Annotated in this window: 25 protein-coding genes; 4 read left to right on the top strand and 21 right to left on the bottom strand. The window is 66.6% G+C overall.

What is annotated here, in order from left to right; genetic code table 11:
- Window positions 1-71: 71 nt before the first annotated feature.
- Together IB223_RS10890 and gltX are read right to left on the bottom strand one after the other, a co-directional pair.
- A complete protein-coding gene (locus IB223_RS10890; RefSeq protein ID WP_192201682.1) occupies window positions 72-554 on the bottom strand; it encodes a Fur family transcriptional regulator in 483 nt (160 codons plus the stop codon).
- Between the two features lie 13 nt (window positions 555-567).
- A complete protein-coding gene (gltX, locus tag IB223_RS10895; protein WP_192201684.1) occupies window positions 568-1,974 on the bottom strand; it encodes a glutamate--tRNA ligase in 1,407 nt (468 codons plus the stop codon).
- A 157-nt stretch (window positions 1,975-2,131) separates the two neighbouring features.
- On the opposite strand from gltX, the gene lpxH reads away from it, so the two are divergent.
- Window positions 2,132-2,869 (top strand): UDP-2,3-diacylglucosamine diphosphatase, encoded by a 738-nt coding sequence (gene lpxH / locus IB223_RS10900; RefSeq protein ID WP_192201686.1) that lies wholly within the window; start codon window positions 2,132-2,134, stop codon window positions 2,867-2,869.
- Between the two features lie 113 nt (window positions 2,870-2,982).
- On the opposite strand, the gene IB223_RS10905 is transcribed toward lpxH, so the two are convergent.
- From IB223_RS10905 to IB223_RS10940, 8 genes are all read right to left on the bottom strand, one after another.
- Entirely contained in the window at window positions 2,983-3,780 is a 798-nt protein-coding gene (locus IB223_RS10905) for a ferritin-like domain-containing protein (RefSeq protein ID WP_192201688.1), read from the bottom strand.
- A 15-nt stretch (window positions 3,781-3,795) separates the two neighbouring features.
- The gene (gene purF, locus IB223_RS10910) at window positions 3,796-5,265 is read right to left on the bottom strand and encodes an amidophosphoribosyltransferase (RefSeq protein ID WP_192201690.1); all 1,470 of its coding nucleotides are present in this window, start codon (window positions 5,263-5,265) and stop codon (window positions 3,796-3,798) included.
- 7 nt (window positions 5,266-5,272) lie between these two features.
- The gene (locus IB223_RS10915; protein WP_192201692.1) at window positions 5,273-5,881 is read right to left on the bottom strand and encodes a CvpA family protein; all 609 of its coding nucleotides are present in this window, start codon (window positions 5,879-5,881) and stop codon (window positions 5,273-5,275) included.
- Window positions 5,882-5,927: 46 nt separating this feature from the next.
- Window positions 5,928-6,935, bottom strand: a complete 1,008-nt coding sequence (locus IB223_RS10920) for an SPOR domain-containing protein (RefSeq protein ID WP_192201694.1) — start codon at window positions 6,933-6,935, stop codon at window positions 5,928-5,930.
- Window positions 6,936-7,002: 67 nt separating this feature from the next.
- Window positions 7,003-8,409 (bottom strand): folylpolyglutamate synthase/dihydrofolate synthase family protein, encoded by a 1,407-nt coding sequence (locus IB223_RS10925; RefSeq protein WP_225591008.1) that lies wholly within the window; start codon window positions 8,407-8,409, stop codon window positions 7,003-7,005.
- Window position 8,410: 1 nt separating this feature from the next.
- Window positions 8,411-8,989 (bottom strand): hypothetical protein, encoded by a 579-nt coding sequence (locus tag IB223_RS10930; RefSeq protein WP_192201696.1) that lies wholly within the window; start codon window positions 8,987-8,989, stop codon window positions 8,411-8,413.
- A 35-nt stretch (window positions 8,990-9,024) separates the two neighbouring features.
- Window positions 9,025-9,669, bottom strand: a complete 645-nt coding sequence (locus IB223_RS10935) for a histidine phosphatase family protein (RefSeq protein ID WP_192201698.1) — start codon at window positions 9,667-9,669, stop codon at window positions 9,025-9,027.
- A 110-nt stretch (window positions 9,670-9,779) separates the two neighbouring features.
- Window positions 9,780-11,948 carry a S46 family peptidase gene (locus tag IB223_RS10940; protein WP_192201700.1) on the bottom strand — a complete coding sequence of 723 codons (2,169 nt, stop codon included), beginning with the start codon at window positions 11,946-11,948 and terminating at the stop codon, window positions 9,780-9,782.
- 181 nt (window positions 11,949-12,129) lie between these two features.
- On the opposite strand from IB223_RS10940, the gene tdh reads away from it, so the two are divergent.
- Window positions 12,130-13,164 (top strand): L-threonine 3-dehydrogenase, encoded by a 1,035-nt coding sequence (gene tdh / locus IB223_RS10945; RefSeq protein WP_192201702.1) that lies wholly within the window; start codon window positions 12,130-12,132, stop codon window positions 13,162-13,164.
- A 67-nt stretch (window positions 13,165-13,231) separates the two neighbouring features.
- On the opposite strand, the gene IB223_RS10950 is transcribed toward tdh, so the two are convergent.
- The 6 genes from IB223_RS10950 to IB223_RS10975 all read right to left on the bottom strand — a co-directional run bounded on the left by IB223_RS10950 (window position 13,232) and on the right by IB223_RS10975 (window position 19,570).
- Complete coding sequence (locus IB223_RS10950) at window positions 13,232-13,978, bottom strand: TorF family putative porin (RefSeq protein ID WP_192201705.1); 747 nt, start codon at window positions 13,976-13,978, stop codon at window positions 13,232-13,234.
- A gap of 195 nt (window positions 13,979-14,173) precedes the next feature.
- A complete protein-coding gene (locus tag IB223_RS10955; RefSeq protein WP_192201707.1) occupies window positions 14,174-15,235 on the bottom strand; it encodes a sulfate/molybdate ABC transporter ATP-binding protein in 1,062 nt (353 codons plus the stop codon).
- Between the two features lie 9 nt (window positions 15,236-15,244).
- Window positions 15,245-16,204, bottom strand: coding sequence for a sulfate ABC transporter permease subunit CysW (gene cysW, locus IB223_RS10960; protein WP_192201708.1), 960 nt, complete (start codon window positions 16,202-16,204; stop codon window positions 15,245-15,247).
- A gap of 1 nt (window position 16,205) precedes the next feature.
- Window positions 16,206-17,057, bottom strand: a complete 852-nt coding sequence (cysT, locus tag IB223_RS10965; protein WP_343227188.1) for a sulfate ABC transporter permease subunit CysT — start codon at window positions 17,055-17,057, stop codon at window positions 16,206-16,208.
- A 10-nt stretch (window positions 17,058-17,067) separates the two neighbouring features.
- A complete protein-coding gene (locus IB223_RS10970) occupies window positions 17,068-18,087 on the bottom strand; it encodes a sulfate ABC transporter substrate-binding protein (protein ID WP_192201712.1) in 1,020 nt (339 codons plus the stop codon).
- A 16-nt stretch (window positions 18,088-18,103) separates the two neighbouring features.
- Window positions 18,104-19,570 carry a porin gene (locus IB223_RS10975; protein WP_192201714.1) on the bottom strand — a complete coding sequence of 489 codons (1,467 nt, stop codon included), beginning with the start codon at window positions 19,568-19,570 and terminating at the stop codon, window positions 18,104-18,106.
- A 155-nt stretch (window positions 19,571-19,725) separates the two neighbouring features.
- Here IB223_RS10975 and kbl point away from each other — a divergent pair, with 155 nt between their 5' ends.
- A complete protein-coding gene (gene kbl / locus IB223_RS10980; protein WP_192202399.1) occupies window positions 19,726-20,940 on the top strand; it encodes a glycine C-acetyltransferase in 1,215 nt (404 codons plus the stop codon).
- Between the two features lie 21 nt (window positions 20,941-20,961).
- Here the strand turns inward: kbl and IB223_RS10985 are convergent, their stop codons facing one another.
- From IB223_RS10985 to IB223_RS11000, 4 genes are all read right to left on the bottom strand, one after another.
- Complete coding sequence (locus IB223_RS10985; RefSeq protein ID WP_192201716.1) at window positions 20,962-21,249, bottom strand: hypothetical protein; 288 nt, start codon at window positions 21,247-21,249, stop codon at window positions 20,962-20,964.
- 86 nt (window positions 21,250-21,335) lie between these two features.
- Complete coding sequence (locus tag IB223_RS10990) at window positions 21,336-22,115, bottom strand: pseudouridine synthase (RefSeq protein WP_192201718.1); 780 nt, start codon at window positions 22,113-22,115, stop codon at window positions 21,336-21,338.
- A 47-nt stretch (window positions 22,116-22,162) separates the two neighbouring features.
- Window positions 22,163-22,672 (bottom strand): hypothetical protein, encoded by a 510-nt coding sequence (locus IB223_RS10995; RefSeq protein ID WP_192201720.1) that lies wholly within the window; start codon window positions 22,670-22,672, stop codon window positions 22,163-22,165.
- A gap of 195 nt (window positions 22,673-22,867) precedes the next feature.
- The gene (locus IB223_RS11000) at window positions 22,868-23,941 is read right to left on the bottom strand and encodes an OmpA family protein (protein ID WP_192201721.1); all 1,074 of its coding nucleotides are present in this window, start codon (window positions 23,939-23,941) and stop codon (window positions 22,868-22,870) included.
- Between the two features lie 330 nt (window positions 23,942-24,271).
- On the opposite strand from IB223_RS11000, the gene IB223_RS11005 reads away from it, so the two are divergent.
- The gene (locus IB223_RS11005) at window positions 24,272-25,075 is read left to right on the top strand and encodes a class III extradiol ring-cleavage dioxygenase (protein ID WP_192201723.1); all 804 of its coding nucleotides are present in this window, start codon (window positions 24,272-24,274) and stop codon (window positions 25,073-25,075) included.
- Between the two features lie 6 nt (window positions 25,076-25,081).
- Here IB223_RS11005 and IB223_RS11010 read toward each other — a convergent pair whose 3' ends face one another.
- On the bottom strand, window positions 25,082-25,996 hold the full coding sequence (locus IB223_RS11010) for a LysR family transcriptional regulator (protein ID WP_192201725.1): 915 nt from the start codon (window positions 25,994-25,996) through the stop codon (window positions 25,082-25,084).
- Window positions 25,997-26,068 lie beyond the last annotated feature (72 nt).

The raw sequence follows: 26,068 nt of genomic DNA on the forward strand, positions 1-26,068 counted from the left end.
GCGCGATGATCGGCTCCCGGCCAGCGAAATCCGCGGTCGCGTCTTACGTCGCTCCTACAACAACAAATCCGCTACGCGGCAGCGCAGCGCGCGCACAGGCCATGCACTTCCAGCGTCTGCGCCTGTGGCTGGAAACCCAGTGCCTTGGCGCGCGCGTCCAGCGCCGCCACCACGTCGCGATCTTCCAGTTCCACCGCGCTGTGGCAGCGGTCGCAGATGAGGAACGGCACCGAGTGCTGGGCGCTGTTCGGATGGTGGCAGGCGACGAACGCATTGACGGATTCGAGCTTGTGCACGAAGCCATTGGCCATCAGGAAATCCAGCGCGCGATACACCGTTGGCGGCGCGTCGGCGCCCACGCCCTTCGTGGCACGCACCCACTCGAGCAATTCGTAGGCCTTCACCGGCTTGCCGGCTTCGGCGATCAGCTGCAGAACGCGCGCACGGATCGGCGTCAGCCGCAGGCCGCGCTCCTGGCACGCGCGCTCCACTGCGACCACGAACGCCTGCGCGTCATGGACATGGTGGTTCGGGTCGGTGCAGGCGTGTGGCATGGGCGATCTGTGATCAGGCGGCCGTACTTGTCTTGATAAGTGCTGCGTCGATGCGTTTCAAGGCTTCATCGCGACCGGCAAGGTAGACCGTCTGGGAAATGTCCGGGCTGACCTGCGTCCCGGTGATGGCCACGCGCAAAGGCTGCGCCACTTTGCCCATGCCGATTTCGAGCGCCGCTGCGGCCTCGTGCAGGGCGACGGACACACTTTCCGCGCTCCACTCCGCCAGCGCCGCCAGGCTTTCGCGGGCCTTGGCCAGCGGGGCATGCGCGGCGGCGCCCAGATGCTTGGCTACTGCAGCATCGTCGTACACCGTCAGCGGCTGGTACCAGACCACCGCCTTCTCGGCCATGTCCTTCAACGTCTGCACGCGATCGCGCAGCGCGACCACCACGTCGGCCGGCGCCGGACCGGCGGTCAGGTCGATGCCCAGCTTCTCCAACTGGTAAACGAGGTGCGGCGCGATGTCCGCAGGCGCATCGGTCTTCAGGTAGTGCTGGTTCACCCAGCCCAGCTTGGCCATGTCCAGGCGCGCGGCCTTGGAATTCACGTCCTTCACGTCGAACAGGTCGATCAGCTCCTGGCGCGAGAAGAGCTCCTGGTCGCCGTGCGACCAGCCCAACCGCGCCAGGTAGTTGATCAGCGCGTGCGGCAGGTAGCCGGCGTCCTTGTACTGCATCACGTCGGCCGCACCGGTGCGCTTGGACAGCTTGGCGCCCTGCTCGTCCAGGATCATCGGCATGTGCGCGAACTTCGGCACCGGCGCACCCAGCGCTTCGTAGATGTTGATCTGCCGGGGCGTGTTGTTGATGTGGTCGTCGCCGCGGATCACCTCGGTGATGCCCATGTCCCAGTCATCGACCACCACGGCGAAGTTGTAGGTGGGATAGCCGTCCGGACGGAAGATCACCATGTCGTCCAGCTCGCTGTTGGCGATCTCGATGCGACCCTTGATCAGGTCGTCGAAGGCGACCACGCCATCGGGGGGGTTCTTGAAGCGGATCACGCGGTTCGGGTCGTCGCGGTGCGGCAGGTTCTGCTCGCGCGCGGCGCCGTTGTAGCGCGGCTTCTCCTGCTTCGCCATCGCGGCTTCGCGCATGGCGTCGAGCTCCTCGCGTGTCTCGTAGGCGTAGTAGGCCTTGCCGGCCGCGACGAGTTGTTCAGCGACCTCGCGATACCGGTCGATGCGCTGGGTCTGGTAGACCGGGCCTTCGTCGTAGTCCAGGCCCAGCCAGTCCATGGCGTCCAGGATCGCGTCGATCGCGGCCTGCGTGCTGCGCTCGCGGTCGGTGTCCTCGATGCGCAGGATGAAGTCGCCGCCGCGATGGCGCGCTTCCAGCCAGCAGTACAGCGCCGTGCGGGCGCCGCCGATGTGCAGGTAGCCGGTGGGACTGGGAGCGAAGCGGGTACGGCAGGTCATGGAGGAGCTCAAGGTACGTAGTCCGACGATTTTACCGCGCCGCGACGGTTCTGCCGCGCTCGCCGGCCCGAACGCGCCGCAGCGCGCCCGCTAGGCGAGGCGCCCGGAAGGCCTTTCCGATACAAGAAGCCCGTTGGGGAGGGCTTAGAATCGCCGCATGACCACGCTCTTCATCTCCGACCTACATCTGGATCCCGAACGCCCTGCCGTCACCGAGTTGTTCGGCGCGTTCATGCAGCGGGAAGCCGTCGCGGCCGACGCCCTGTACATCCTGGGCGACCTGTTCGAGGCCTGGGTGGGCGACGACGATCCATCGGAAACGGGTGCCTACGTCGAGGCCCGCATCCGCGAGGTCGCCGATGCCGGCGTACCGGTGTTCTTCATCCGTGGCAACCGCGATTTCCTGCTCGGCAATGCCTTCGCCCGCCGCGCCGGCATGCGCATCCTGCCCGATCCGGCCGTTGTCATGCTGTACGGAAAGCCGGCGATCCTCATGCATGGCGACCTGATGTGCACGGGCGACACGGCCTACCAGGCGTTCCGCGCGCAGACGCGCAATCCCGCCTGGCAGGCGCAGTTCCTGTCGCAGACACTGGTGGCCCGGCTCGCCTTCGCCGCGCAGGCGCGCGCTGCCAGTGCCGCGCACCAGGGCGGCATGAAGCAGAGCGACAAGGCGCAGTTCGAAACATTGACCGACGTGGCGCCAGCGGCCGTGGACGTGACACTGGCGCAGTTCGGCATCGACATGCTGATCCATGGCCACACGCACCGGCCTGCGATCCACGAACTGATTGTTGGCGAACGGGCGTGCCGCCGCGTGGTGCTGGGCGACTGGTACGAGCAGGGCTCGGTGCTGCGGGTGGAACCGCATGGAATGACGCTGGAGCGTCTGTAGGTCTTTGATGTGGGAGCGATGTAAGTCGCGATGATGCTTCCGCGGTAGCTCATCGCGACTTACATCGCTCCCACACCCTCATGTGTATTCCGTCCACAGGTCGCCCAAGCCCCCTACGGGGCTTCCAGCGCCGCGAGTTCATCTTCGTCGAACCCTGCCAACAGCCGCGCCTCGATATTGAACGGGCCATGCAGGTAGCCGCTGGCGTATTCCCTCAGCAGTTCGCGGAAGCGTGCGCGCGGTTCGATGCCACGCTGCTCGCAGTACCAGCGATACCAGCGCGAACCGGCGGCGACATGCGCGACTTCCTCGCGCAGGATCAGGTCGAGAATCCCGACGGTGGCTTCGTCTCCCAGATCGCGCAGCTTGACGATCATGCCTGGCGTGACGTCCAGGCCGCGCGCCTCCAGCACGCGCGGTACCAGCGCCATCCGCGCAAGACCATCGTGCGCGGTCTTCTCGGTCATCTCCCAAAGACCGTTGTGCGCATCGAAATCCCCGTAGTCGTAACCCAGTTCGCGCAGGCGGTCGCGCAGCAGGACGAAGTGGCGCGACTCATCGTTGGCCACGCTGACCCAGTCGGCATGGAACGCCACCGGCATTCCACGGAAGCGATACACCGCATCCCAGGCCAGGTCGATGGCATTCAGTTCGATATGCGCGATGGCATGGATGAAGGCCGCCCTGCCCGGCACGCTGCCGAGCCCGCGACGCGGCAACTCGCGCGGATGCACAAGGGTCGGCTTCACCGGTCGCCCCGGCATGCGGATCGATTCGGGTGCCGGCGCGTCCGCCGGAATGGCCAGCTCACCGCGCTTGAAGGCGCCAGCGAATCGCTGCGTCAGCGCGACCTTGTCGTCCACGTCCGTTGCGTCCAGGCAGGCACGCGCGGCCTCGAACAGCGTGGCCATGGGGTGCGCGCCGGATCAGCCGACGCGGCGCTTGCGCTTGGCCTCGTCCGAACGCATCTGCTCGATGCGCTCGAAATATCCCGGCTCGATGCCGGTGACGTACTTGCCATCGAAGCAGGAGGAGTCGAAATCGGCCAGCTGCGGATTGCCTTCGCGCACAGCCGCCTCGAGATCTTCCAGGTCCTGGTAGATCAGCCAGTCGCAGCCGAGCAGCGTCTCGATCTCTTCGATGCTGCGGTCGTGCGCCACCAGCTCATCGGCAGCCGGCATGTCGATGCCGTAGATGTTGGGATGGCGCACCGGCGGCGCGGCACTGGCCAGGTAGACCTTGCGCGCGCCGGCGTCGCGCGCCATCTGCACGATCTGCTTGGAGGTCGTGCCGCGCACGATGGAGTCGTCCACCAGCAGCACCACGCGATTGCGGAATTCCAGGTTGATCGGGTTGAGCTTGCGACGCACGGACTTCACCCGCTCCCCCTGCCCCGGCATGATGAACGTGCGGCCGACATAGCGGTTCTTGATGAAGCCCTCGCGGTACTTCACGCCCAGCACGTTGGAGATCTCCAGCGCGGCGTCGCGCGAGGTGTCCGGGATCGGGATGATCGTGTCGATGTCGTGGTCCGGGCGCAGGCGCAGGATCTTCTCGCCCAGCTTCACGCCCATGCGCATGCGCGCCTTGTGCACCGACACGTTGTCGATCATCGAATCGGGACGCGCGAAGTACACGTACTCGAAGATGCACGGCGCATGGTGTTGCGGTTCGGCGACGATTTCGCTGAACAGCTCGCCGCGCGCGGTGATCACGATGGCTTCGCCCGGCTGCACGTCGCGCATGCGGGTGAATCCCAGGATGTCGAGCGCGGCGGATTCGGACGCGATGATGTACTCGGTGCCTTCGCTGTGCTCGCGCTTGCCCAGCACCAGGGGACGGATGCCATGCGGGTCGCGGAACGCCACCAGGCCCAGGCCCAGCACCACGCTGACCACCGCATATCCGCCCTTGACGCGGCGATGGACGCCGGCGACCGCGCGGATGGCGGCTTCCGGACTGAGCGTGCGCTGCAGGTCCAGCTCGTGCGCGAACACGTTCAGCAGCACTTCGCTGTCCGAATCGGTGTTGATGTTGCGACGGTCCTGGGCGAACACGTCCTGGCGCAGGGCCTCGGTGTTGATCAGGTTGCCGTTGTGCGCCAGCGCGATGCCGTAGGGCGAGTTCACGTAGAACGGCTGCGCCTCGTCCATGCCCTCGGAGCCGGCGGTCGGATAGCGGCAATGCGCGATGCCCACGCGGCCTTCCAGCACGCTCATCGCCTTGGCGTTGAACACGTCCCGCACCAGCCCGTTGTCCTTGTGCACGCGCAGTCGCGTGCCGTCGGCGGTGGCGATGCCGGCGGCGTCCTGCCCGCGGTGCTGGAGGACGGTCAGCCCGTCATAAAGCTGGCCGGCAACATTCTGGTTGCCGACGATTGCGACGATGCCGCACATGGTGGACCTACTCCGGTTTCGACTCGGGCGACGCTGGCGGGGAGACGCGCTCCGGCGGGGCGCCGGACTCTTGCAGCGGCAGGGGCAAGTTTTGCAGGCGCGCATTATCGCCCGCCGGACGCCCATTGCCAAAGTCCAGTTCCTGCACAGTCCATTCCGGCAACCACTGCGCAAGCCATTCCGCGCCGGGCAGGAGCAGCGGCACGACGGATGACCGCTGCCATTCAGGTTCGCGCGGCAGGTCGGTGAAGGCCACCAGCAACAGCAGCACGCAGGCCACGAAGGCACCACGCAACACGCCCAGGCCGAGCCCCAGCACACGATCGAGTCCCGACAGGCCCACGGTCTTCACGAGTTGACGCACGATCCAGCCGGTCACGCCGACCACGAGCATGACGCCGACGAAGCTGAGCGCGTACCCCCCCAGCAATTCGCTGGCGGTGGGCGGCCCATCGTCGGAAAGCCAGACGGCCACCTGCGCGCCGTAGTGGAAAGCGACCCAGCCGGCCAGCACCCAGGCGACCATCGATGCTGCGGCGCTGACGAGCCCGCGCATCAGCCCGAACAGCGCCGAGACGGTGATGATGCCCAGCAGTGTCAGATCGAGCGCACTCATGCGCGCGCCCGCCCACACCCGGATTCAGTGGCGATGCCGATGCCGGTCAAGGATGCGGGCGCACCATGCCATCGACACCGACCTTCGCCGCTACCTGCGCCTTCAGCCGGTCCGCGTCGGCACGGCTTGCCACCGGCCCCACGCGCACGCGACTGAGCGTGCCCTTGTCGGTGCGGACCTGTTCGACGAACGCACTGAAACCGGCAGCGCGGGCGCGATCACGCAATGCGTTGGCATCCGCCGCGCTGGAGAATGCCCCCAGTTGCACGGCGAAGCCCACGCCGGACGCGGCAGGCTTTGCTGCTTCGGCTGGCTTGGGTGCGGGCGCGACGGGCTTGCTCGCGGCGACGGTCGGCTTGGGTTCGGCGGGCGGCGGCGTGGTGCCCGGCTTCGGTGCCGGTGCCGCGGGCTTGGGTTCCGGCGGCAGCGCCTGCGTGGTGATCGCCGGAGTGGGAGCGGCGGCGGCCACCGATGAAGGCGTCGGTGCCACAGGCGTGGCGGAGGGAGTGGGCGCAGTGGTCGCCGCAGCGTCCAGCGTGACGACCTGGGCGTTGACATCGCCCCGGATCCTGATGGCCTCCAGACGCGCGGATTCGGCCTGCGGGCGATCGGCATAGGGACCGACGCGCACGCGGAATGCCTGCTTGCCATTGATCGTCGCCGGCTCGACAAAGCCCGGCAGCGCGGCCTGCTTCACGCGGGCCAGCACGGCATCGGCATCGGCCTGCGTGGCGTAGGCGCCGAAGCTGACGGCGAAGTTGCCGGCAGCGGTGGCGGCGGACTGCGACACGCCGGCCGCCGGGAGCGGTTCCGCTGCGGGCGCGGCGACCTGGCCCTGCATGCCGACCGCGCCATTCGCGGGGGGGCTGCTCGGGGCGACCAGCGGCAGCTCACGTGTTTCGTATTCGCCATCGGCGGCTGGCGGAACATCCAGCGGCACGTCCGACACGCCGCTATCGGGCGCGGGGCCTTTCACCAGCATGGGCAGGAAGATGACGGCCAGCGCCACCAGCACGACGGCGCCGATCAGGCGCTGTTTCAGGGCAGTATCCATCCAGGTCCACGGGAGATGAGGCAGGAGTGCCGGCGCGATTATACGGCGCGTCCCACCGCGCTCCCCCTCATCGACCTGAATGCAGCACGTGCAATGCGTCGGCCACGGTGTGGAACGAACCGAACACCAGCACGCGGTCGCCCGGCGCCGATGCCGCAAGCGCGCCTTGCAGCGCGTCGCCGACATGGCCGTGCAGGACGGCGCCATCCGCGTCAGTGCCCCGCAGGCGCGCGGCCAGCTGTCCGGCGGTCTGTGCGCGCGGCCCCATGTCCAGGCCGGCCAGATGCCATTGCAGGGTCATGCCGGCAAAGGCGTCGACCACGCTTCGCACATCCTTGTCTGCCAGCGCGGCGAACACCACGCGGGTCACGCCACCACCGGCATGGATCTGCAGCCATGCGGCCAGTTCACGCGCCGCCTGCGGGTTGTGGCCGACATCAAGCACCACGTGCACGCCATCGCGCTCGAACTGCTGCAGTCGGCCTGGAAGCGCTGCCTTGGCCACGCCTTCCGCGAAGGCGCTGTCGGGAATGACGTCTCCTGGCAACGCGCGCAATGCAGCAATCGCCGTGGAGGCGTTCGCACGCTGCGAAGGCGCGGACAGCGCCGGCACCGGCAGTTCAAGTTCTGCCCCCACTTCACGCCAGCGCCAGCGCTGGCTGTCGATGGGCTCATGGAAGAAGTCACTGCCCAGCCGGAGTGCATTCGCTCCGATGGCATAGGCATGGCGCAACACGCTGGACGGCGAGTCCACCTCGCCGAGCACCAGCGGCGTCCACGCCCGCGCGATGCCGGCCTTCTCGGCGCCGATGGCCTCGCGGTCGTTGCCGAGCCAGTCGGTGTGGTCGATGTCGACCGTGGTGATGACGGCGACATCCGGGTCGACGATATTCACCGCGTCCAGCCTTCCACCCAGGCCGATCTCGAGTACCGCCAGGTCCAGCCCGCTGCGCTCGAACAGCCACAGTGCGGCCAGCGTACCGAATTCGAAATAGGTCAGCGGGATCGTGTTCCCTTCTCCCCCCGGGAGAAGGTGGCGCGCAGCGCCGGATGAGGGGTCGGCGAATTCGCTGACGTCCAGACCATCATCGCCTCCCCGTTCCCTCTCCCCAACCCAGCTCCCGGAGGGGGAAGGGCCAGAACGCGCAGCTTCGACCGCTTCGAAGGCTTCCACCAGTGACGCGTCATCGGCGTCGATGCCATCGATGCGCACGCGCTCGTTGTAGCGCAGCAGGTGTGGCGAGGTATACGCCCCGACCTTCCAGCCTGCGGCACGCGCAATGGCCTCGATGAAGGCCACGGTGGAGCCCTTGCCATTGGTGCCGCCGACGGTGATGACGCGGGCGGCGGGCTTGCCGAGCGCCAGTCGCATTGCGACTTCGCGCACGCGGTCCAGGCCCATGTCGATGGACCTGGGATGCTGTTGCTCGATGTACTCGAGCCAGTCGTCGAGGGTATGCAGTGCGCGTGACATGTCAGTTGCCGGATTCGATATGCCGGATGCTGGAGCCGAACAGCGACCGTCGGCCGCTCAGCACCACCGACACCTGTTGCTCGGGATGGCGATGATAGAACGCTTCACGGATGCACAAGTAGCTCGGAAAGCCCCGCTCCATCGGGGCGCCTCGCAATCGGTAATCGCATGCACGACGGCTCGGGGTGTAGTGCGTCTGCATGATGTGGGATTCGCGGAATGCCTCGCCGAACACGCACGTCCACGCCCAGGGCAAGGACCTGGCCAGCACCAGCCAGCCGACGAGGCCCAGCATCACGGGCATCCCGCAAAGAAGGAACAGGAACTTGAGGAACCCTTGGTCGAGCAGGAGGGCCATGCGTCCATGGCGGCGGGCATGGCCGATCAACAACGCCGTTCCGATCACGCCACCGACCAGGAACAACAGGGCGACATGGAGGCCGTGCAAGGCGGGCGCAGGCACGAAGTCGACGAACAGACCCGTCAGCGCCAACGCACAGGTGCCAAGGACCGCCACGGTCGCGGTGACCTGACCAGGCGCAGGCGTGTCCGAGCCGAACCAGACCGCTTTCCAGCCCATGTGCGCTCGCAGAACGTCGCCGCTGCCGCCGGACTCTAGAGCGCCCGATGCTTCGCTTCGCCGAAGAATGGCGTGTGGTGCGCGCAGTCGTTGAGGCGCACGACTTCGAGCTGGTCGACCGAGGGGCCTTCCAGCAGGTTGAGCGTGGTCGGCGCCTGGCGGAACGTCCAGAGCTTTGCGATCGGCAGGCCCAGGATGCGGCACAGCAGGACGCGGTTGACTGCATCGTGCGCCACGATCAGCAGGGTGTCGTCATCGCCCAGTCCCTCCGCGGCGCGTGCGAGCCCGCGCCAGGAACGGTCCAGCACCTGGCGCAGCGATTCGCCACCCGGCATGAGGACGGTATCGGGCTCCTCGCGCCACGCCAGCAGGCGGGCGGGATCCTTGTCCTGGATCTCGCTGGCCAGAAGACCTTCCCATTCGCCATGCGCGATTTCCTGCAGATCCACATCGGTCTGCAGAAGGTCGGCGCGTGCATCGCCCAACACGAGCTTCGCGGTGAGCTGCGCCCGCGACAGCGGCGAGGCGACTGCACGATCGATGCGTACGTCCTTCAGCCGCTGGCCCAGCGCGGTGGCCTGGCCTTCGCCGACCGGCGACAGCGGGATGTCGATCTGGCCCTGGTAACGGCCTTCGGCGTTCCACGGCGTTTCGCCGTGACGGGCAAGCAGGATGCGCATGCGTCGGTGTGTCCATTCGAGGGAAGCGGCCCCGCTTCCGGAAGCCGGAAACGAAGACGGGAGCGGATCATACCCGCTCCCGTCCCGTGCCTGCCGCTAAGTTGCAGGTGTTACTTGCCGACGCCCATTTCCTTCAGCAACTGCGGCGCCGGATATACCTCCTGCATGATCCAGCGCAGGTAGCGGCCATCCACGGCGATCATGCGCGTCATCTTGGGGTCGAACACCCAGTTGGAGCTGACCGACTCCCAGTTGCCGTCGAAGGCCAGGCCGACCAGTTTGCCGTGTGCGTCCAGCACCGGCGAGCCGGAGTTGCCGCCGGTGATGTCCAGGTCGGACAGGTAGTTCACCGGCACGGAGCCGATGCGCTTGTCCTCCAGACCGCCGTAGCGCTTGGCCGCGACCGCATCGAGCAACGCCTTCGGCGAGTCGAACGGGTCCTGCCCGGTTTCCTTGGCCACCACGCCTTCCAGCGTCGTGAACGGGATGTATTCCACGCCGTCCTTCGGCGCGTAACCCATCACGTTGCCGAAGGTGATGCGCAGCGACAGGTTGGCATCCGGGTAGACGTACTGACCCTGGCTCTTCTTGTAGTCCGCCAGCGCCTGCAGGTAGACGGGGCGCGCGGCCAGATTCTCGCCGGCGCGCGTCTTGCGCTCCTGCTCCAGCTTCAGCAGCGTGGGCATCACCGCCACCGCGTACTGGATCGCCGGATCGCTGCTGGCCTCGAATGTCTTACGGTCTGCGGCGAACCACTTCAGGCGCTCATCCGTGCTGCCGAGCTTCGTGCCCGCCAGACGATCCAATCCCCGCTTCACCGCTGCGGCATCGTTGCCGCCCAGCCATGCATCCACGGCGTCGACGCGCTGGGCAGCGGGCAGTTTGATGTACTCGTTCAACCAGTACTCCTGCAACTGGCGATCCATCGCGGCCACGTAGCGGCGCTCAAGCTGCTTCAGGCCACCTTCGATGGCGGGCAGGTCGCGTTCCTGGTAACCGGACTCGCGTTCCGCATTGGGCTTCTCGCGCTCGATCGACAGCCGGTACAGCTGCGTGGCGGAACCGACCATCGCGGTGTTGTTGAACATCGCCAGGGTCAGGTCGCGCTCGCGCGTGGCCTTGTTCTGTTCCAGCAGGGCGAGCAGCTGGGCGTGCGCGTCCAGCGCCGCCTGGCCCTTGGCGCCCTGCCCCTTCAGCCAGGCCAGGACGGCGGCTTCCTCGCGCTGTTTCTGGCCAGCGGCGTCGATGCGCTTGAAGCCTTCCAGCTGGCCGTCGTAGTTCTTGCTGGTGTTGTTCCAGCCCGCCATGGTGTTGGCGTACTTCACCTGGATGTCGGCGTTCTTCTTGCCGGCGTCCTGCACCATCGCGATCTGGTTCTTGTAGTGGCGCGCGATGGTCGGATAGGTCCACGCAGCGGTGTTGTCGAATTCGGCCGCCAGCGCGTAGCGGTTGGTGGAACCCGGATAGCCCGCCACCATGACGAAATCACCGGCACCCAGCGGCTGGTCGGCGAACTTCAGCCAGTGCTTCGGCTGGTAGGGCACGTTGTCCTTGGAGAATGCGGCCGGCTTGCCGTCCTTGCCCACATAGGCGCGGTAGAACGCGAAGTCACCGGTGTGGCGCGGCCACATCCAGTTGTCGATGTCGCCACCGTACTTGCCCACGCTCCCCGGCGGTGCGTACGCCAGGCGCACGTCCTTGATTTCCATGTTCTTGAACAGGCGATACGTGTTGCCACCGGAGAAACTGTAGAGGCGGCAGCGGAAGCCGGCGTCGGCTTCGCAGTCGGCGATGAGCTTCTTCTCGAACGTCTCCAGCGCCTTGGTGCGCGCCAGGGCATCATTGCCTGCCGCGGCGATGGCGGCTTGCGCGTCCTTGGTCACGTCGGTGATCTCGTCCAGCACGAACACGCGCGCATTGGGGCCTGCGCTGACTTCATCGCCCGCCGTCGGTGCGTTGAAGCCGTTCTTGATCAGGTTGTTCTCGGCCGTGGAGTTCAGCTGGATGGCGCCATACGCGCAGTGATGGTTGGTGACCACCAGGCCGTTCGGCGAGACGAAGCTGGCGGTACAGCCACCCAGCGCGACCACCGCGCCCATCGGATCGCCGGTCAGGTTGGAAAGCTGCTGCGGCGACAGTTCCAGGCCGGCCTTCTTCAGCGGTCCGGCGATTTCGGGCAGCTGCTGCGGTACCCACATGCCCTCGCCGGCATGGGCGAACTGGGCGGCGAGCAGGGACAACGGAACCGCAATGGCGGCGGCGAGCAGGTTCGGACGCATGGAAACCCCGGTACGGACAAGAAAGTTCCGATTGTAATGAACCTGTCACCGCCGCCGACCCATGACTTTCGTCCTAGGAAGACGGGCATGCGGACGCTCCGGCGTGTCAAGGCGCCCTGCAACAGGGCGCCACCGAGGCGGCGCGTATAATCCGCGCCCTCAACCCCTGGATCGACGCCCGATGGCACAGACGATGAAGGCGCTGGTGAAGCGCGAGGCCGGCAAAGGCATCTGGATGGAGGAACTGCCCGTCCCGCAGCCCGGCCCCAACGAAGTGCTGATCAAGCTGGAGAAGACCGCCATCTGCGGCACGGACCTGCACATCTATCTGTGGGACGAATGGAGCCAGCGCACGATCAAGCCCGGCCTCACCATCGGCCACGAGTTCGTCGGCCGCATCGCGCAACTCGGGTCCGCCGTGACCGGGTACGACGTCGGGCAGCGCGTATCGGCCGAAGGCCACATCGTCTGCGGCCATTGCCGCAACTGCCGCGGCGGCCGACAGCACCTGTGCCCGAACACCGTGGGCATCGGCGTGAACCGCAACGGCGCCTTCGCCGAGTACATGGTGATGCCGGCCAGCAACCTGTGGCCGATCCCGGACCAGATTCCGTCGGAACTGGCGGCATTCTTCGACCCCTACGGCAACGCGGCGCACTGCGCGCTGGAGTTCGACGTGGTCGGCGAGGACGTGCTGATCACCGGTGCCGGCCCCATCGGCATCATCGCCGCCGGCATCTGCAAGCACATCGGCGCCCGCAACGTGGTGGTCACCGACGTGAACGACTTCCGCCTGAAGCTGGCCGCCGACATGGGCGCGACCCGCGTGGTCAACGTGGCCAACCAGTCGCTCAAGGACGTGATGGCCGACCTGCACATGGAGGGCTTCGACGTGGGCCTGGAGATGAGCGGCAACCCGCGCGCCTTCAACGACATGCTCGACTGCATGTATCACGGCGGCAAGATCGCGCTGCTTGGCATCCTGCCCAAGGGCGCCGGCGTGGACTGGGACCGCATCATCTTCAAGGGCCTGACCGTGCAGGGCATCTACGGCCGCAGGATGTACGAGACCTGGTACAAGATGACGCAGCTCGTGCTGAGCGGCTTCCCGCTGGGCAAGGTGCTGACGCACCAGCTGCCAATCGACGATTTCCAGAAGGGCTTCGACCTGATGGAACAGGGCAAGGCCGGCAAGGTGGTGCTGAGCTGGAATTGACGCGCACGCTCCAGTCCGCGCAAAGAAAAAGGCGCCTTGCGGCGCCTTTTTCCTGTTGCGTGCCCTATCAGGGAACCGCAACCGCGATCGTGAACACCACGCCGGGCTTGTAGATATCCGAGCCACGACGCAGCTCGGACGCGTCCGAACCGAAGGTGTCGTAGTAGCCCAATGTCGCGGTCGCAGGACCGAAGCCCTTGGAGAGCGTGACGGAGCCATCGTAGAAATCGGCGCGGCCATCGCTGCCCGCGTCGATGGAGGTGTAACCCGTGGTGGCACCCAGCGAGAAGCCCGAATCGCCGATGTCGTAGCTGGCCGACACGCCTGCATAGATCTCTTCCGCGCCGGTGTTGCTGTAGTCGTCGGCGTACGCCAGGATGCCGCCCACGGTGACGGGGCCGCTCCAGGTCACCTTCGCGATGTACTCGTTGTAGTCGATGTCGCCGTACCCGTCGGAAGCGCCTTCATAGGTGTAACGGTTCACGCCCAGGTCGAGGTTCCAGCTGTCGCTGAGGTCCTTGTTCCAGCCGACGAAGTAGTCGACTTCGAAGTCGGGGCCACCCTCGCCGAAATCCACGTTCGATGCCCATGCGCCGGCATACAGGCCGAACGGCGCGGAATATGTCGCACCCGCCTGGAACGCAGGCTCGTTGTCGGTCTGGGAAACGCCGCGGAACACGTAGTCCGTGGTCACCGCGAATGTCGCGCTGAACGGAGAGGATGCTTCTTCCTCGGCATCCTGGGCGAAGGCGGACAGCGGAAGCGCCAGCAACAGGGCAGTGGCAAGGGCGGTGCAGAGCTTGACGGGCTTCATCCGGATTCTCCTGATCGATGGGCGGACGGTGGTGGCTGGCGTGGCGGGGATTGCCGGTCGTGAGACCGTAATCGCAGCTTCACGGTTTTTTAACTGCGCCCCGATAGTGCGCCGCAACAATCGCCGTCGTCAAGTGCCTGTCCGCATGCCGGATAATTGGTTTCTTTTTCAATTAATTCAGCAGCTTACGTCGCATCACGTTGGTGCCTCCGCACCATTTCGGGGAAACCATCCGAACCGTTTTGGTGCCAAGCGCACCGGCTGTCCGGGCGCCGTTGCAGGGCTCTCGTGGTCGGCGGGCAAGTCCACGTCGACCTCGATGGCATCGTCCTGGAGCCGCGCCCGCAGGCGCAACCGCGGACCGTTCCGCTGCGCGACGATGATCGTCGCCGGCCAGCCGGGGCCCTCTTCCACCACCTGCAGATCCTCCGGGCGCACGAAGACCTCGGCCTGCCCCTGCCCCGCCTGCTCACGTGACCGCAGCGGCAACCCTGCGGCCTGCAGCGCGCCTGCTTCCCAGTGAGCTGGCAGGCGGTTAACCGCACCGACGAAGGAGTAGACGAAGGGCGAGGCCGGCGCATCGTAGGTATCGGCCGGGCTGCCGAGTTGTTCGATGCGCCCGCGGTTGAGGATCGCTACGCGGTCGGCCAGCTCAAGCGCTTCTTCCTGGTCGTGCGTCACGAACACGGTGGTCAGACCGGTGCGGTCGTGCAGTTCCCGCAGCCAGCGGCGCAGGTCGCGCCGGACCTGTGCGTCGAGTGCGCCGAACGGCTCGTCCAGCAGCAGCACGCGCGGCTCGATCGCCAGCGCACGCGCCAATGCCACGCGCTGCCGCTGGCCGCCGGACAGCTGCGCCGGATACCGCGTGCCGAATCCCTCCAGTTGCACGAGCGAAAGCAGTTCCGCGACGCGCGCCCGGATGGTGGCATCGGACACGCGCTCGCGACCGCGCCGTACGCGCAGGCCGAAGGCGATGTTCTCCTCCACCGTCAGGTGGCGGAACAGCGCGTAGTGCTGGAAAACGAAGCCCGCACGCCGCGCCTGCACGCTCAATCGCGAAGCGTCTTCGCCATCGAACCAGACCTTGCCCGCATCGGCGTGTTCCAGCCCGGCGATGATGCGCAGCAAGGTGGTCTTGCCGGAGCCGGACGGCCCGAGCAGCGCCAGCAGCTCGCCTTGGCGGATGTCCAGTGATACCTCGTCCAGCGCGACGAAGTTGCCGAACCGCTTGCCCAGGTGTTCGATCCTGATACCCATGATGTCTTCTCAGTGACGGTGGTTGGCAGCCAGCGCTTCGCCGTGCCGCCATTCAAGCCAGGTCTTCAACGCCAGCGTCACCAGCGCGGTCAGCGCCAGCAGCGAGGCCGCCGCGAACGCCGCGCTGTATGCGTACTCGTTGTAGAGGATCTCCACATGCAGCGGCAGCGTGTTGGTGCGTCCGCGGATGTGGCCGGACACGACCGACACCGCGCCGAACTCGCCCAGCGCGCGCGCACTGCACAGCAACACGCCGTACAGCAGCGCCCAACGGATGTTCGGCAACGTTACCCGCCAGAAGGTCTGCCAGCCATTCGCGCCCAGGCTGAGTGCCGCCAGTTCCTCGTCCGTACCCTGCTGTTCCATCAGCGGCATCAGCTCGCGCGCGATGAACGGGAACGTCACGAAGATCGTCGCCAGCACGATGCCCGGCAGCGCGAAGATGATCTTCGGCAACTGCAGGTGCAGGTCGCCCAGCAGCGGCAGGGAGAAACGCCAGCCTTCGTCGATCAGTGAATAAGCCCAGCCCTGCGCGCCGAAGATCAGCACGTAGATCAGACCGGCCACCACCGGCGACACCGCGAACGGCAGATCGATCAGCGTGACCAGCCAGCGTTTCCCACGGAACTCATGCTTGCTGACCAACCATGCGGCGGCCACGCCGAAGGCGAGGTTGAGGGGCACGACGATCGCCGTTACCAGCAGCGTCAACTGCACGGCCGCCAGCGCATCGGCCTCGGTCACCGCGGATGCGAACGCCGCCCAACCGCCACGCAGCGCTTCCACGAATACCAGCGCCAGCGGCAGCAACAGGAACGACAGCAGGAAACCAAGCGCGCCCAACACCAGCAGCACCTGCACCCAGAGGGGCTCGGTGGTGGCCGCATGGCGGCGGACAGGGCGTGCAGGCGCTTCCACGAAGGACGACTCCGGGGGGATGGCGATGACGGCGGAGATGGCGTCGCCCATGTTAGCCCCCTGCCCGCTTGCCGGTACGCTGCAGCCGCGCCTGCAGCGTGTTGATCAGCAGCAGCAGCGCAAACGACAGCAGCAGCATGGCCGCCGCGATCGCCGTGGCGCCCTCGTAGTCGAACTCCTCCAGCTTGATCGTGATCAGCAGCGGCGCGATCTCGGACACCCCGGGCAGGTTGCCGGCGATGAAGATCACCGAGCCGTATTCGCCCACGCCACGCGCGAACGCCAGCGCGAAGCCAGCCAGCACGGCCGGCCACAGCGTGGGCAGCACCACGTGACGCACCGCTTGCCAGCGGTCGGCGCCCAGGGTGGCGGCGGCCTCTTCCAGTTCCGTCTCGATTTCCGCAAGCACCGGCTGCACCACGCGCACCACGAAAGGCAGGCCGATGAATACCAGCGCCACGGTGATGCCGAGTGGCGTGTAAGCGACCTTGATGCCGACGGCTTCCAACCATTGGCCGATCCAGCCGGTCGGGCCGTACAGCGCCGTCAGCGCAATGCCGGCCACGGCGGTGGGCAGCGCGAATGGCAAGTCGATCATCGCGTCGAACACGCGCTTGCCGGGAAATCGGTAGCGCACGAACACCCAGGCCACCAGGGTGCCCATGACCGCATTGAATGCCGCCGCCGCGAGCGCGGTGCCGAAGCTGATGCGCAACGCCGCCAGCACGCGCGGCTCCGTCCAGATCGCCCAGATGCCCGCCGGACCCAACCCGCTGGCCTTGGCGAACACACCCACCAGCGGAATCAGGACGATCAGCCCCAGCCAGGCCAGCGTATAGCCCAGGCTGAGGCCGAAACCGGGAATGACGCGCCGTGCGCGCACCTTCCCCGGCCAGGATTGCACTGCCGCCACCTTACTTCGCCTGGATCTGGTCGAACACGCCACCGTCCGCGAAATGCGTGGCCTGCGCCTTCGCCCAGGAACCGAAGACGCCGTCGATGGTGACCAGCTCCAGCTTCGGGAAGCGCGCGATGTCTGCAGGCGCCGCATGCTGCGGATAACGCGGTCGATAGTAATGCTTGGCCGCGAGCCGCTGGCCCGTTGGCGAGTACAGGTATTTCAGATAGGCCTGCGCCGCTTCGCGCGTGCCGTGCTTGTCGACATTGCGATCCACCAGCGCCACCGGCGGCTCGGCCAGGATCGACAGCGATGGCACTACGATGTCGAACTTGTCGGGGCCCAGCTCCTCGATCGACAGGAAGGCCTCGTTTTCCCACGCCAGCAGCACGTCGCCGATGCCGCGCTGGACGAACGTCGTGGTCGACCCCCGCGCGCCGGTGTCCAGCACCGGCACGTTGCGGAACAGGCCACGCACGAAGTTGCGCGTCTTCGCCTCGTCACCCTTGAAGATCTTCAGACCATAGGCCCACGCCGCAAGATAGTTCCAGCGCGCGCCACCGGAAGTCTTCGGATTCGGAGTGATGACGGAGATGCCCGGCTTCACCAGGTCGTGCCAGTCGCGGATCTTCTTCGGATTGCCCTTGCGCACCAGGAACACGATGGTCGAGGTGTACGGCGCGCTGTTCTCGGGGAGGCGCGATTGCCAGTTGGCGGGAAAGAGCTTGGCCCGCTGTGCGATGGAATCCACGTCGTAGGCCAGGGCGAGCGTCACCACGTCCGCCTCGAGGCCATCGATCACCGAACGCGCCTGCTTGCCCGAGCCGCCATGCGAGGTCTCGATGCTGACCTTCTGTCCCTTGGTCTTCTGCCACTCGGCGGCAAAGGCGGTATTGAACTCGCGATAGAACTCGCGCGTCGGGTCGTAGGACACGTTGAGCAGCTTGATGTCCTTGGCGCCGGCCGCTGCGGTCAGCGTCAGGCCGAAGGCGAGCAAGGCGGTGCGGACGTGGCGTCGGATGGATGGTGTCTTCATGCGATGTCTCCGGGAATCAGAAGGCGACCTGCAGTCGCGAGAACACGGCCTTTTCGTCTTCACGGTCCGCGCCTGCGGCGGCCCCGCCCTCGAATTGCGTGTCCAGGTAATTGACGACCAGCTTCAGATTGCTGGTGAGATACCAGTTGACGCCCAGCGTCCATGCCTTGGCGCGGCGCGCCGAAACGGCCGGATCGGCGAACACCGGGAAAGCGCCATCGTCGATCTCCAGCTCACCATACCGCCCGACGACTTCCCATGCACCCCAGCCGCCGTCGGGACTGAACGGCCTGGAAGGCTTGACCACGCCTCGATAGCTGGCGTCTTCGCCGGTCAATACCCAGCTGGCGGTCGCCTGCCATGCAGTGTTTTCCAGGTCCGCGCGCGTGCCCGCGGTGGCGCCGCTGGTGACGAGCAGTTCCTGTTTCGACGAGATGTATTCGGCCAGCAAGCCGAACCGGCCACGGTAAAGGTAGCCCTGCGGCGAGATGCGGCTGTGTTCGCCGTCGGCCGCGATCGCGCTACGGTAGTTGAAGAACTGTGCCTGGCCTTGCGTGCGGTAGCGCGGCAGGAAATTGTTGCCGATGCCCCGCTTGTCGCCGATGCTGCCGGCGATGCCGAAGCCGAGTCCCGACCACGAACTGCTGGTGTTCTTGAAGGGCTCGAAGAAGAGGCGGCCAGCGTACTCGAACTCGTCATCCGGGTTGGTGGTGGCGGCGTCGCGTCCATCCGGCGCGCCGTTGTAGACACCCGCTACATAGCTGACGCGTCCTTCGGCCAATTCGCCCTGCGCCTGGATGCCCAGGTCGCGGTTGGGCGCCAACTCGGTGGGGAAGCTGCGCTCGATCAGTTCGATCGCGCTGCCGGACTGCAACCGCTCAAGTCCGACCGGACCCTTGACCTTGCCCGCGCGCAGCGTGAAGGCGGGATCGAGCTTCACGTCGACGTAGGCATCGACGATGGTGGCGCTGTCGCCGGCGAACTCGGGCGTCAACCGAAAGGCGACCAGCTTGCCCAGCGAACCTTCGATCGTGGGGCGGATGCGGCGGAACAAGAACGTGTCGTTCTGCGGCACCGCATCGTCATCGAAGAAGAAGCGCGCATCACCCTGCACCAGCCCGCGCAGCTTGAACTCGAAATCGCCATTGGCCGATTTCAGCGACGCGCCCTTGTCGTTGACCGCGACCACCGGCGCCTCCTTGGCCTTGGCAGCGGTCTCTTCCTGCTGCAGTTCGAGGCGGCGCTCCAGGATGCGCAGCCGCTGGTCCAGGTCGCCCAGGGTGGACGGCGCGGATTCGCCTTCCGCCGCGACCGGCGCCGGCGCCTCTCCGACGCGTCGTTCCAGCGCTTCCAGCCGCTGCAGCAATTCCTGCACGGTCGGCTGGGTCTGCGCGGACACCGGGAAGGCCAGCGAACAGGCCAGTGCGCCCAGGATGGCGACGCCCTTGCCTCTTCGCTTGCCGAGCCCCGAATGTGTCCGCATGACCGCATATCCCCGCGTGATGGCCTTGATCGGCCGGAGAGGCGATGCTGCGGGCGCACATGCAGGCAGGGAAATGAGGAAACGGCGGACGCTTATTCCCCAGCTGCATAACGGCAGAGGCCGCGGAGACGGCCGGTTAGAATGGTCGCCTTCCCCTGATTCCCGCGCCCATGTCCAGTCCACTGACCGTCCATTACGCCACCACCCTCGATGAGATCCGCGCCCAAGGCCTGTTCAAGGCCGAGCGGATCATCACCGGCCCGCAGTCGGCCGAGATCACGCTGGCGGACGGCCGCACGGTGCTGAACTTCTGCGCCAACAACTACCTGGGCCTGGCCGACCATCCGGACATCATCGCGGCGGCGAAGGACGCGCTGGATACGCATGGCTTCGGCATGGCGTCGGTGCGCTTCATCTGCGGCACGCAGGACCTGCACAAGCAATTAGAGCAGACGATCGCGGACTTCTTCGGTACCGAGGACACCATCCTCTATGCCGCCTGCTTCGACGCCAACGGCGGCCTGTTCGAACCCTTGCTGGGCGAGGACGACGCGATCATCTCCGATGCACTGAACCACGCATCGATCATCGACGGCGTACGCCTGTGCAAGGCCAAGCGGTTCCGCTACGCCAACTGCGACATGGCCGACCTGGAAAAGCAGCTGCAGGCCGCCGACGCCGCAGGATGCAAGACCAAGCTGATCACCACCGACGGCGTGTTCTCGATGGACGGCTTCATTGCGCCGCTGGACGAGATCACGGCGCTGGCGAAGAAGTACAACGCGCTGGTGCACATCGACGAATGCCACGCCACCGGCTTCCTCGGCGCGACCGGCCGCGGCTCGGCGGAAGTGAAGGGCGTGCTGGACAGGATCGACATCATCACCGGCACGCTCGGCAAGGCGATGGGCGGCGCATTGGGCGGATTCACGACCGCGCGCAGGGAAGTGATCGAACTGCTGCGCCAGCGCTCCCGGCCTTACCTCTTCTCCAACTCGCTGCCGCCGCACGTGGTGGCCGCGGGCATCAAGGCCTTCGACATGCTGTCCTCCGCCGGCGAACTGCGCGAACGCCTGCAACAGAACACGGCGTATTTCCGCGAACGCATGACGGCTGCCGGCTTCGACATCAGGCCCGGCGTGCACCCCATCAGTCCGGTGATGCTGTACGACGCACCGCTCGCACAGCGCTTCGCCGAGCGACTGCTGGAGGAGGGCATCTATGCGATCGGTTTCTTCTTCCCGGTGGTCGCGAAGGGCCAGGCCCGCATCCGCACGCAGATGAGTGCGGCGCATACACGCGAACACCTGGATCGCGCAATCGACGCCTTCATCCGCATCGGCCGCGAATTGGGCGTGTTGAAGGCGTAGCCGAAGCCTGTGCGCCCGCGATCAGCGGGCGCGCTTGGCGACAGCGGAAGCCTTCGGCCTGGCGGGCGCGCCCTTGGCGACGCGGATGCCGCGCGCCTTCATCCAGGCATCGAACTCTTCCGCCGTCATCTTGCGGCCATTCTGCTGCATGTCGAAGCGGTGGCCATGCGGCCCCGGGCGCACGCTGACGACCTCTTCCTTCACATCAGCGGTGTTGGCGTGTGGCGGCTTCGAGGCGCAGCCCGCCGCCATGCCGATGACAAACAGAACAACGAAACGCGCAGGCAGGCGCGCCGTCAGGTCGAGCATGGCAATTCCCCAGTGGTCAGGCGTGAGCGAGTGTAGGCAAGCACACGGCAGCGAACCCTGACCGCGGTCGCGCAATCAGCAGCCGATCATCGTGCCAGCGCTTCGCGTTCCGCTGCATCGAGCATGCGCCATGCCCCCTTCGCCAGCGTGCCCAGGAGCAACGGACCGATGGCGACCCGGACCAGCCGCAGCACGCGAATGTCGAAGGCCTCAAGCAGTCGACGGATCTGCCGGTTGCGGCCTTCGTCGAGAACGATCTCCACCCAGGCATTGCGTTCGCCGGCACGCAACAGGCGTGCCTGGCGGGCAGCCAGATGTTCCCCTCCGACGTGCACCCCCGCCTGCAGCGCGCGCAGCAATGCTTCATCGGGCACCCGATCGACCTGCACGTGATAGGTCTTGTCGGGCCCGCATGCCGGATCCGTGACGCGTGCGGCCCATTCCGGGTCGTTGGTGAAAAGCAGAAGACCCTCGCTGGCTTTGTCCAGCCGCCCCACCGGCGCGGTCCATGGCAGGCCGGCACCTTCCAGGCAACGGTAGACGGTGTCGCGCCCGCGTTCGTCGCGCGTCGTCGTCACCAGTCCGCGAGGCTTGTTGAGCATCAGGTAGTGGCGATCCGCCGCCGCAGCCGCCTGGCCATCCACGCGCACGACAGCACGGCCGGCGACCACCGGGAATTCCGGATCGCGAACGATGCGCCCGTCGACGGACACCCTGCCGTCGGTGATCCAGCGCGCGGCTTCCGTGCGCGAACAGACACCCTGCTTGGACAGGATGCGTGCCAATCCATGTCGTACTGCGGGACTGCCGGACACGCCGCGGCGCGCGGTCGTCCGCGTATCGCGAGGCGGTCTGCGCTCAGTCATGGTGGTGTCCGGCGGAAAAACGGCCGGGAATGCCGGCCGTTCGTCGATCAGTTCTTCTTGGGCGGCTCGGCGGGAGCCGGCGCGGGTGCAGCGGCCGGCGCACCGGGCGCCTTGACCACGCGCACGCCACGCGACTTCATCCACGCATCGAACTCGTCTGCCGTCATCCGCTTGCCGTTCTGGCTCATGTCGAAACGCCAGGGCGAGTTGTCATGCGCGGTCTTCGGCTGATATGCCGCCGGGCTCGCGGTGGCTGCCGCGGCAGAAGTAGCCCCCGGTGCGGGCAACGCCTTGGCAATGTTGCGGCACCCCTCGATACGCAGGCGCATCAGCACACGGTCCACCGATTGCGATTCGTCGAAAGCATGCGACGCCAGCACCCCAGACGGCGCGCCCAATTGGGTGGCCGTGGCGGTGAACTCCGGTGCGACCGGCGCGATCACGGTGTTCGATGCCTTCAACGGCGGCGGCACCAGACTGCCCGTGCAGTCGGGCGCGGCATGGGCGGCAGGAATCGCGGCGATGCACAGCAGGCTGGCGAGGACATGACGGCGCATCGTGATGACTCCTGAGTATTCCTGTTCGTGCGGCGAGTTTAGGCACGCCCTCCAGGCATGGCAAGGAATTGCAAGTCACCCACGTCCTGCGTTGCGCAAGACGGAAACGCGGTCACGCAAATCGCGCCTACGCCTGCCGAAAAAACGAAGCCCGGCACTTGGCCGGGCTTCGTGTGTTGCGGGAAGAGCGTCCGATCAGTTCTGGACGTTCAGTTCCGTACGACGGTTACGCTCGCTCTTGCAGCCCGGCAGCGTCTGCGCGGTCGGCTCCAGCGGACGGCTCTCGCCGTAACCCACCGGGCCCACCAGACGCGAAGCATCCACGCCGTTGCTGGTCAGGTAGTCGTACACAGTCTGCGAACGACGCTGCGACAGCGACTGGTTGTAGGCATCGGCACCGCACAGGTCGGTGTGGCCGGCCACTTCGACGCGCAGGTCGGGGTAACGCTTCAGGATCTCGGCGGCTTCGCTGAGGATCGCGATCGCGTCGGGACGCAGGGTCGACTTGTCGAAGTCGAAGTTCACGCCCTTCAGGTCGATCGAAACCTGCACCGGGCAGCCGTCCGGACCGATGGTCTGGCCAGCCTGCGAACCGGGGCACTTGTCGTCGCAGTTGTTGACGCCGTCACCGTCGTCATCCAGGTCCGCGCAGCTCGGCGCAGCCGGCGGGGCCGGCGGGGCAGCGGCTTCAGCCTTCGGACCCAGCGGGATCACGACGCCAACCGAGGCCAGCACGTCGCCGAACCAGTCTTCCTGCGGAGCGGCAGCGCTCTGGTCGTTGAAGTCGGCGCGGTAAGCGAGTTCGGCGCGAACGCCGACGCGCTTGTCCAGCGTGGTCTGCAGGCCGACACCCAGCTTGGCAGCCAGGTTGTTGTCACGGTTCTGGTTCGACGCGTTGATCAGCGACTCTTCTTCCGAACGCTGCAGGCCCAGGCCGGCGACGATGTACGGGTTCCAGCCACGGCCTTCCTGCACGAAGTGGCGACGCAGGTCCAGCGAGATGCCGTACTGGCTCCACAGGGCGTCACGGTTGTCTTCGAACTTCGGGTTCTGGTAGTTCAGCTCACCGTCCAGCGACCAGTTGGGGCTGATGAACTTGCCAAGGCCCAGGCCCAGGAACGGGGCGTTGCGGGTGAGGCGATCGTCGTCCTGCAGGTTGAAGCCGGCGGAGCCGGTGAGGTACCAACGGTCGTCGAACTCCTGCGCCATCGCGTGGTTAGCGAGGCTCAGGCCGCCCAGCAGCGCGGCGCAGAGAATCTTCTTGTTCATTTGCAGCTCCTTTCCTTGTAAAAGTTCAGTTGTAGAGAAACCGAAATACGTCTGTTGCGGTGGTTCCGGCGTTTCTAGTTGTTATTCGAGACGACAGGGACCCATCGCCTTGCTGAACAGATTATGCGCGGGTACGTGAAGACTGTGTTAACGGTACCATAACAAGTCGGGCAAGGTTAACACTCCTGAAGGGAACTGGCGCAGATCTTCACGCGGCCCACCGCGCTGAACGCCCACCCGCTGCTCGCCCCGTGGCGATACTCCCGTGGGCAACACACCGGTGCACGGATGCCTCTTGGTAAGTCGTCCGGGGCGCCCGATGCTCGCATCATGAACCTGCCCACCTCCACCGTACACCTCCCCAGCCTCTTCCTCTCGCATGGTTCGCCGATGCTGGCCCTCGAGGATTCCCCTACCGGCCGCTTCCTCGACCGCTTGGGGGGCTTGTTGCCGCGGCCCCGCGCGATCGTGGTGGCGTCCGCGCACTTCGTCCACGCCCATCCCACGCTTACTGCGGCACCCCGGCCGGGCACGATCCATGACTTCGGCGGATTTCCCGAGGCGCTCTACGGAATCCAGTATCCGGCGGCCGGGGCACCTGCGCTGGCCGGGGATGTCGCGCGCCGCCTCGCCGTGGCGGGCTTCGAAGCACAGGTCGACGACCATCACGGCCTGGACCACGGCGTATGGGTGCCGCTGCGCCGGATGTACCCGGCATCGGACATCCCGGTGGTGGCCTTGTCCGTCAACCCGGCGCAGAGCGCGGACTGGCATTACCGAGTGGGCAGGGCGCTGGCACCGCTGCGCGAGGAAGGCGTCCTGGTGATCGGATCCGGCGGGTTCTCGCACAATCTGCGTGCGCTGGACTGGCAGCACGCGCACGCGACGCCTTATGCCTGGGTCGCCGCATTCACCGATGCGCTGCGCGAGCACCTGCTGGCCGGCAACGTCGCGGGGGCACTCGACTGGACCGCACTGCCCGAGGCCCATCGCAATCATCCGACGACCGAGCACCTGTTCCCGCTGTACGTGGCGCTGGGAGCCGGTGGTGCGGGTGCCAAGGGGCGGCTCCTGCATCGCGACGTGGAAATGGGAGGGCTGGCGCTGGACGCGTTTGCCTTCGACGCCGCCTGACCCGGCCTACAGTCCGCGCTCCCAGGGCGGGTTGTCGCCGAACTGCTCGATCAGGAAGTCGGTAAAGGCCCGCACGCGCGGCGGCACGAGGCGGCGCTGCGGCATCACCGCGCTGATCGCAGTCGTCGCCAGCGGGTAGTCGGGCAACACCACCTCCAGCCGACCGGCACGCAGGTCGTCGGCGACGTGCCACAGCGAGTGGATGACCACGCCTTCGCCCGCCAGCGAAGCGTCGCGCAGCACCTCGCCGAAGTTGCTCTCGAAGCGCCCTTGCACCCGCACCGCGATCTCGCTGCCCGCCGGAGTGCCCAGCCGCCACACATCCTGGCGGCCGCCGCTGCCGAACAGCAGCAGGCAATCATGCTGGGCCAGTTCTTCAGGCACGCGCGGTCGACCTCTTCGGCGCAGGTAGTCGGGCGATGCGCACAGCACGCGTCGGTTGGGCGCGATGCGCCGCGCGACCAGGCGCGAATCGTCCAACGCCCCGATGCGGATCGCCAGGTCGAAGCCCTCGCTGACCAGGTCCACCACGTTGTCGCTCAGATGGATGCTCAGCCGCAGCTTCGGATGCCGTGCGAGAAAAGCGGGTAGCAGCGGCGAGACGTACTGGCGCCCGAACGACGCGGACGTGGTCACCCTCAACGTGCCGGCGACTTCGCGCGCAGCCTCGCGCAGGCCGGTGCCCAGCGTCTCCAGTTCCTCCACCAGCACCCTGCCCTGCTCGGCCAGCGCGGCCCCCTCCGGCGTGGGATGCAGTCGGCGGGTGGTCCGGTGCAGCAGGCGTACGCCCAGTTCCTTCTCCAGCCGCTTCAGCCGCTGGCTGGCGACGGCCACGGACAGGTCCAGGCTGTGCGCGGCTGCGGTGATCGAGCCCAGGTCGAGGACGCGCAGGAAGAGGGCCAGGTCACCGACTCGATCCATTATCAATATTCTGTTGATAGTGATTCGGCATATTCACTGTTTTTCACAACGAAGGGAAGCCGCAAGCTGCAC

The organism is Pseudoxanthomonas sp. PXM03 (assembly GCF_014852005.1).
In the GTDB taxonomy this organism is placed as follows: domain Bacteria; phylum Pseudomonadota; class Gammaproteobacteria; order Xanthomonadales; family Xanthomonadaceae; genus Pseudoxanthomonas_A.